Raw genomic sequence first — 7,930 nt, 5'->3', positions numbered from 1 at the left:
AATAAGCTTGAACTCATTAAAAAATTCTCAAGGTAAATCTATTTCTCTTAGTTTAGTTTTCAATACAAGTCCGAATTGTTTCCAATCCAAACCCATACGCTGTCAATTTCAATATATCAATGAACTTTTAATACTTTGCTTCGCGTATTCAAATCATGTTTTTGAGTCACTCATTGTTTTAGCGGGTGCAAATGTACAACAGTTTTTTACAACTGCAATGTTTTTTTTAAATAATTTCAGAAAAAAATGAACTTATTTTGCTTTTGAATTTTGAAGTAATACTTCTTTCTCTAAGCGGGTGCAAATATACAACCCTTTTTAGAACACCACCAAAATTATTTTCAACTTTTTTTAATCTTTTTTTTGAAGGTTTTGCAAGCAATTGACTTCGTTTAATTTAGCATTTAACCCCTTTTCTATAGCGCCTTATACCTTTATATATATACTAAATAATGTACATGCCGCAACACCCGCATTTCTGTGTTAGGGATTGAGCCATTGTTGGAGCTCCCCAGACGATGCCGTCTGGAAGCGACTGGCGAAAGCCTGGCGACACTTGAGTAGCAAACTCAAGTGTCGCAACACCCAAAATAAACATTCTAAAAACAACTTTACATTGTGTATTGTAAAACGATTGTAATCGTAGTATCTTTGCGCCTGCTTAGCACATAAGCTAAGTATAAAAACTTAATCTATGATTGCGATTACCCTGCCAGATGGAAGTGTAAAACAATTTGAATCTGGAGTGACTCCTATGGATGTCGCTAAAAGTATTAGTGAAGGTCTTGCAAGAAATGTGATTTCAGCTTCATTTAATAATACAACAGTCGAAGCCTCTACCCCACTTACTGAAGATGGTAGTCTTGTTTTATACACCTGGAATAATCCAGAAGGAAAAACAGCCTTCTGGCACTCTTCTGCTCATATTTTAGCGCAAGCTCTTGAAGAACTGTACCCAGGGGTTAAATTAACGATAGGACCTGCAATCGATACTGGTTTTTATTATGATGTGGATTTTGGCGACCGAACGTTTGCCGAGAAAGATTTAGCAGACGTCGAGAAAAAAATGCTTGAGATTGCTCGTGGCAAGCATGAGTTTTCGATGCGATCAATGTCAAAAAATGAAGCTCTTGAGTATTATAAAAAGCAAAATAACGAGTATAAAGTTGAGCTCATAGAAAATCTGGAGGACGGAACTATCACTTTTTGTGATCATGATACTTTTACAGATTTATGTCGCGGTGGTCACATTCCGAATACAGGCATTGTAAAAGCTGTAAAACTAATGAGTATCGCAGGTGCTTATTGGAGAGGTGATGAGAAAAATAAACAACTTACGCGTATTTATGGAGTAAGTTTTCCGAAGCAAAAAGAGCTAACAGAATATTTAGCATTACTGGAAGAGGCAAAAAAGAGGGATCATAGAAAATTGGGGAAAGAACTGGAACTATTCACTTTTTCTCAAAAAGTTGGTCAAGGATTACCGTTATGGCTTCCAAAAGGTGCTGCGCTGAGAGAACGTTTGGAAAATTTTCTGAAAAAAGCTCAGAAAAAGGCTGGATATGAAATGGTGGTTTCTCCTCATATTGGCAGTAAAGAATTATATGTAACTTCTGGCCATTTTGCGAAATATGGTGAGGATAGTTTTCAGGTAATTAAAACACCCAATGAAGGGGAAGAATTTATGCTGAAGCCTATGAACTGTCCACATCACTGTGAAATCTACAATAACAAACCTTTTTCATACAAAGATTTACCTAAACGTTTTGCAGAATTTGGAACGGTGTACCGCTATGAACAGAGTGGAGAATTACATGGACTAACTCGTGTACGTGGTTTTACTCAAGATGATGCGCACATCTTTTGTACTCCCGATCAATTGGATGCAGAATTTAAAAATGTGATTGATTTGGTATTGTATGTTTTTGGATCTTTAGGATTTGAAAATTTTACCACGCAAGTATCCGTTAGAGATTTAACAAAACCCGAAAAATATATTGGAGATGTTGCTACATGGGAGAAAGCGGAAGCTGCTATTTTAAGCGCTGTTAAAGATAAGGGGCTAGATTATGTGGTTGAAACGGGAGAAGCTGCTTTTTATGGTCCGAAATTAGACTTTATGGTCAAAGATGCCTTAGGAAGAAGCTGGCAATTAGGTACGATTCAAGTTGATTATAATTTGCCAGAGCGTTTTGATCTAACTTATAAAGGGAGTGATAATGAGCTTCACAGACCTGTGATGATTCACCGTGCACCTTTTGGAAGTATGGAGCGTTTTATTGCTATTTTACTCGAACATACTGGAGGAAATTTCCCGCTTTGGCTCATGCCAGAACAGGTAACTATCTTATCATTGAGCGAAAAATATGAAAAATACGCTGAAAAAGTTTTAAATTTGCTTGAAAATCACGAAATTCGCGCCCTTGTAGATAACCGCAATGAAACTATTGGGAAGAAAATACGGGAAGCAGAAATGAACAAATTGCCGTATATGTTGATTGTAGGGGAACAAGAGGAAAAAGACGGCACGATATCTGTACGTAAACACAGTGAAGGAGATATGGGCACCATGTCTGTGGATGACTTTGGGAAGATGATTTCTGAAGAAGTCAAAAAAGAAATAAAAGAATTTAAAGTTTAATTAAAATTATATAGCCATAGCAATACGTAGAAAAAGAAGCAGGGGTCCTGCAAGGATCATTAAAGAAGACCAACACAGAATTAACCGAAAGATTCGTGAAGACGAAGTACGACTCGTAGGTGACAATGTAGAGATTGGGGTATACCCAATTAAAAAAGCATTAGAAATCGCTGAAGAACAAGAGTTGGATCTTGTGGAAATTTCTCCAAACGCCAAACCTCCGGTTTGTAAGGTTATGGATTACAAAAAATTTGTCTACGAGCAAAAGAAACGCGAGAAGGCAATGAAGGCAAAAGCTACTAAAGTGACCATCAAGGAAATTAGGTTTGGTCCTAATACAGATGATCATGATTATGAGTTTAAAAAGAAACATGCCGAAAAATTTCTAAAAGATGGAGCAAAATTAAAAGCTTATGTGTTTTTTAAAGGTCGTTCTATCATATACAAAGACCAGGGTGAAATTTTGTTATTAAAATTAGCTCAGGAACTTGAGGAACTTGGAAAGGTTGAACAAATGCCTAAATTAGAGGGCAAACGTATGATTATGTTTATTGCTCCCAAAAAGAAATAATCTCCAAAAGGAGTCATTATAAAAAGTTATACTCGTTTATAGAGTATATAAAGTGAAATAATAATAAATAAAGGAAACATGCCGAAACAAAAAACAAAATCCAGTGCAAAGAAGCGTTTTAAGCTAACAGGTACAGGAAAAATTAAAAGAAAGCATGCGTTTAAAAGCCACATCTTAACAAAGAAGTCTAAAAAGCGCAAGTTAGCATTAACCCATGATGGATTAGTTCATGAGGCTGATGAAAGTAATGTTAAACAAATGCTTCGTTTGAAGTAAATCTGTTTAACCGGTTAAAACAAATATTTAAACCCTGGAGTTAGGCCAATACAAGAATTCAATATTGAATCGCCTGCTACAAAAAACAATTAAATTATGCCAAGATCAGTAAATTCAGTTGCTTCAAGAGCCCGAAGAAAAAAGGTAATGAAGCAAGCCAAAGGATACTTTGGAAGACGTAAAAACGTATGGACGGTTGCAAAAAATGCTGTTGAGAAAGCAATGTCTTACTCATACAGAGACCGTCGTGCAAAAAAGAGAACATTTAGAGCCTTGTGGATCACACGTATCAATGCAGGTGCTCGTCAGCATGGAATGTCTTATTCACAGTTTATGGGTGGAATGAAAAAAGCAGGAATCGAATTGAACCGTAAGGTACTTGCCGATTTAGCGATGAACCATCCAGAAGCTTTTGAAGCGATCGTAAAGAAAGTAAAATAAGAATTATTCACCTTATTATTTCACTAAAACCCACTCCTTTAGAGTGGGTTTTTTATTGCCAAAAAAATAGTTTCTATATTAGTGTAAATTTTTAACATGTGTAAACATCTTATTTTTATACTTGTTTTTATCATTATGCTTCCTGTATCTGCCCAGAAAACAGGCAAGAAATATCGTATTGACAGATACGAATCTATATATCTTCCATTGGGGAAAATTTCTTTTGCCGACTCGCTGGTCAGTTTTAAAATGGGAATTCCTGAACCTATTGAAAAATTTAGTGATCCGCTACAGTGTTTGCACGAACCAGATTATAAAAATTATCATATCCCAAATTTTACCTCTATAGGTTGTGCAGGCACTATTACAGTCGCATTTACAGACAATGGATTTATGAATTTACCAGGAAGAGATCTTTATATTTTTGAGGTTGGACCCTCGCGGGAGTCTGCCAGTATTGAAATTTCAGAAGATGGAAATACCTGGTTAGCTGCCGGAAAAATTAGTGGAGGAAAATCAAGTATTGATCTTGAGGATCATAAAATCCCAACAGATGTAGTATACTATTATCTACGCATTACAGATTTGAAAGGAATGTGCAAAAGTAAAACGGCCGGAGCCGATATTGATGCTATTGCTGCTGTAAATAGTGTGATCAAACTAACGATTAATGCTGATGTACTCTTTGATATTGCAAAGTTTCAATTAAAAGAAGAGGCACATAAAACACTTATAGAACTTTCAGAAACTATAAAAAAAGTAGACAAAGCTACAATTCGAATTGAAGGTCATACCGATAGTGATGGTGAACATGAATACAACCAAGTACTTTCAGAAAACAGATGTCTAACAGTAAAAGATCGAATTGAAGCACTACTTGGCTATGAGGCACTTTATGATTATGATATTAAAGCCTTCGGAGAAACAAAACCTAAGTTAGAAAATACAACCGTCGAAAATAAAAAAATGAATAGGCGTGTAGAAATTACTGTATTACCTCCAAAAGATTTCTATAAAAACCTTCAGTATAAAAAATAATTTAGGTTTTTTGCTTTTTCTTCTTTGCAGCAGGAAACAATACGTTATTTAAAATTAACCGATAGCCAGGCGAATTGGGATGCAACGCCAACTCTGTTTTAGCATCACCTACTCGATGCTGGTAATCTTCAGGATCATGGCCTCCATAGAAAGTGAAAAATCCTTTTCCTTTAATCCCATGGATATATCTAGCCTCACCGTTTGCTTTATTTTCACCCATTATCAAAACATTTGACTTAATTTCATTTCTGTCATAGGAAGTAGTCTGTCCCATAAATCCCTTTACTAGGGCGGTATGGTTTTGAACCAACATGCAAGGAATTGGATCCCACTTTGCTGAATAATCCATCAACGTAAAATAATCTGTTTCTTTATTTATCCTCCGCTTAGCAGTCATATCGATGGAAGAAAATTCATAGACCATAGGGTTTCTTTCCAGCGTGAAATCTTTAAATGCAAATGTTTTTCTGAAATCAATTTTACTTTGGTACCCAGGGTCACTTGGATCTCCATCAAACATAGGTTCACAAATATCCACTCCGTCTGAAGCTGCCAATGCAATATCAAAGCTATCGGTCGCACTACACATCGCAAACATAAATCCACCTCCTACAACATAATCCCTAATTTTTAAGGCGACGTCTCTTTTGGCTTCGGAAACTTTATCATACCCCATTTTGGCAGCCAACGCTTCCGCGTTTTTCTTTTCTTCAATATACCAAGGTGTCGCTCTGTAACTTCTGTAGAATTTTCCGTATTGACCTGTAAAATCCTCATGATGTAAATGTAACCAGTCATAAAGCAATAATTGATCACCCATTACTTCTTCATCATAAATTGTAGTATATGGTATTTCGGCATAGGTTAAGACCATAGTCACGGCATCATCCCAGGGTAAATTACTTTTTGGAGAATATACAGCAATTCTTGGTGCTTTTTCCAAAACTACAGCTTCCATATTTTGAGATGGACTACTTATTAATGTAAGTATTTGTTCTGCTTTTGAATCTGATATCACTTCAAAAGAAACACCTCTAATCTGGCATTCTTTTTTAATTTCTTCAGAGTCTGGCAATAAAAAAGATCCTCCGCGATAGTTCAACAACCATTTTACTTTGGCATTTTTTTCAAGAGTCCAGTAAGTTATTCCGTAGGCTTTAAGATGTTCTTTTTGTCCTTCGGCATCCATGGGGATTAAAATATAGGAAGCCCAGGCATTCATTGAAAAGAATAAAACAAAGAGAATTGAAAATAATTTTGACATAGGATAAATATAACTATTCTACCTAAAAATTAGGGTAGAATCATAGCGATAACGGCAAATACTACGCCAAAGTAGTCACTACAAAGGAATTAAAATAGGTTATTATAATGAATTAAAAAGGAACCTCATCGTCATTTGAACCGGACAAGTCATCATTCATCGAACTTCCAAAAGCTTCATCAGGACTCGGGAGATTGTCTGTTTTAAAAGTGTCGTCATTGGCGGCAGCATTCATTTTTGAATGAATTTCATTGGTAAAATTAAAAGTCTCTAAATTTTCAAACTTACCTAAATGACCTACAAATCGAAGTCTTATTTCGTCCAATCCTCCATTACGGTGTTTAGCTACGATAAACTCGGCTTGCCCATCGGTTGGCGTACGCTCTTCATCATCCCATTCGTCAATTTTATAATATTCTGGGCGGTAAATAAACGATACAATATCGGCATCCTGCTCAATAGCACCAGATTCTCTAAGGTCACTTAACAAAGGTCTTTTACTTCCTCCACGGGTTTCAACCGCACGGGATAATTGTGAAAGGGCAATAACAGGTACGTTTAATTCTTTTGCCAAGGCTTTCAAGTTTCGGGAAATGGTAGAAATTTCTTGTTCACGATTCCCACCCTTCTGACTGCCGCCTGCTGTCATTAACTGAAGGTAATCTACCACAATAAGTTTAATTCCGTGTTGGGAAGACAAACGTCTTGCCTTGGCCCGAAGATCAAAAATAGATAATGAAGGAGTGTCGTCAATAAATAAAGGTGCTTTCTCCAGCCCTTTTACTTTTACATTCAACTGTTCCCATTCATGCTTTTCAAGGTTACCTGTTCTCAGCTTTTCAGAAGACAATCCTGTTTCGGAAGAAATTAATCGAGTAATTAATTGCACCGAGGACATCTCCAGTGAGAAAAATGCCACAGGAATGTTATGTTCTACAGCAATATTTCGAGCCATAGACAAGGTTAATGCTGTCTTACCCATACCAGGACGTGCTGCGATAATGATTAAATCACTAGGCTGCCAACCAGAAGTGAGCTTATCTACCTTGTCAAACCCTGAAGGTACTCCCGAAAGTCCTTCCTTATTTGCAATTTCTTCAATTTTTTTCTTTGCCTGTATTACTAATTGCTGTGCAGTTTCAGAAGAACGCTTAATATTGCCTTGAGTAATTTCGTATAATTTAGATTCTGCTGTGTCTAACAGATCAAAAACATCGGTTGTTTCATCGTAGGAGTCTTCGATTATTTCGTTCGAAATTTTAATTAAACTACGTTGAATATACTTCTGAAGAATTATACGCGCATGAAACTCAATATGTGCCGAGGAAGATACTTTTTGGGTTAGTTGAACCAGGTAAAATTCACCTCCAGAAACATCCAACTTTTGTTCTCTTTTTAATTGAGCCGAAACGGTTAATAAGTCAACCGGCTCACTATTTTCGAAGAGTGTATGTATGGCTGCAAATATATGTTGGTGAGCTTCTTTATAGAAAACATCATCAGACAAAATATCAATTACCTCATCCACACCTTTTTTATCAATCATCATAGCTCCAAGCACAACTTCTTCCAAATCAATAGCTTGAGGTGGAATTTTTCCTTTTTCAAGCGAAATTACTTGCGCAGAACGAGATGCATATGATTGCTGGGGCTTTAGTTTTTCCATGGCACGAATGTAAAGAAAATGTTAAGAGTATGC

7 protein-coding genes are annotated in these 7,930 nt (G+C 36.3%); 5 read left to right on the top strand and 2 right to left on the bottom strand.

Annotation, left to right across the window (positions count from 1 at the left end; translation table 11 throughout):
• Positions 1–694: 694 nt before the first annotated feature.
• The 5 genes from thrS to ACFQO1_RS11160 all read left to right on the top strand — a co-directional run bounded on the left by thrS (position 695) and on the right by ACFQO1_RS11160 (position 4,967).
• The gene (gene thrS, locus ACFQO1_RS11180) at positions 695–2,641 is read left to right on the top strand and encodes a threonine--tRNA ligase (RefSeq protein ID WP_380218153.1); all 1,947 of its coding nucleotides are present in this window, start codon (positions 695–697) and stop codon (positions 2,639–2,641) included.
• 58 nt (positions 2,642–2,699) lie between these two features.
• A complete protein-coding gene (gene infC, locus ACFQO1_RS11175) occupies positions 2,700–3,212 on the top strand; it encodes a translation initiation factor IF-3 (protein ID WP_380218161.1) in 513 nt (170 codons plus the stop codon).
• A gap of 78 nt (positions 3,213–3,290) precedes the next feature.
• Positions 3,291–3,488 carry a 50S ribosomal protein L35 gene (gene rpmI / locus ACFQO1_RS11170; RefSeq protein WP_380218152.1) on the top strand — a complete coding sequence of 66 codons (198 nt, stop codon included), beginning with the start codon at positions 3,291–3,293 and terminating at the stop codon, positions 3,486–3,488.
• A gap of 96 nt (positions 3,489–3,584) precedes the next feature.
• Positions 3,585–3,929: a 50S ribosomal protein L20 gene (gene rplT / locus ACFQO1_RS11165; protein WP_380218151.1), complete on the top strand. Its 345-nt coding sequence runs from the start codon at positions 3,585–3,587 to the stop codon at positions 3,927–3,929.
• 96 nt (positions 3,930–4,025) lie between these two features.
• On the top strand, positions 4,026–4,967 hold the full coding sequence (locus ACFQO1_RS11160) for an OmpA family protein (RefSeq protein WP_380218149.1): 942 nt from the start codon (positions 4,026–4,028) through the stop codon (positions 4,965–4,967).
• Position 4,968: 1 nt separating this feature from the next.
• On the opposite strand, the gene ACFQO1_RS11155 is transcribed toward ACFQO1_RS11160, so the two are convergent.
• Entirely contained in the window at positions 4,969–6,231 is a 1,263-nt protein-coding gene (locus ACFQO1_RS11155; protein ID WP_380218148.1) for an asparagine synthetase B, read from the bottom strand.
• 112 nt (positions 6,232–6,343) lie between these two features.
• Complete coding sequence (gene dnaB, locus ACFQO1_RS11150; protein ID WP_380218147.1) at positions 6,344–7,897, bottom strand: replicative DNA helicase; 1,554 nt, start codon at positions 7,895–7,897, stop codon at positions 6,344–6,346.
• Positions 7,898–7,930: the final 33 nt, after the last annotated feature.

This window comes from Jejudonia soesokkakensis (assembly GCF_042664795.1).
GTDB lineage: Bacteria > Bacteroidota > Bacteroidia > Flavobacteriales > Flavobacteriaceae > Jejudonia > Jejudonia soesokkakensis.
This window is presented reverse-complemented; position numbering and strand designations above follow the sequence as displayed.

Bases quoted from the DNA above. Each gene is read 5' to 3' on its own strand.
- thrS (WP_380218153.1), top strand. From the start codon at position 695: ATGATTGCGATTACCCTGCCAGATGGAAGTGTAAAACAATTTGAATCT.
- rpmI (WP_380218152.1), top strand. From the start codon at position 3,291: ATGCCGAAACAAAAAACAAAATCCAGTGCAAAGAAGCGTTTTAAGCTA.
- rplT (WP_380218151.1), top strand. From the start codon at position 3,585: ATGCCAAGATCAGTAAATTCAGTTGCTTCAAGAGCCCGAAGAAAAAAG.
- ACFQO1_RS11160 (WP_380218149.1), top strand. From the start codon at position 4,026: ATGTGTAAACATCTTATTTTTATACTTGTTTTTATCATTATGCTTCCT.
- ACFQO1_RS11155 (WP_380218148.1), bottom strand. From the start codon at position 6,231: ATGTCAAAATTATTTTCAATTCTCTTTGTTTTATTCTTTTCAATGAAT.
- dnaB (WP_380218147.1), bottom strand. From the start codon at position 7,897: ATGGAAAAACTAAAGCCCCAGCAATCATATGCATCTCGTTCTGCGCAA.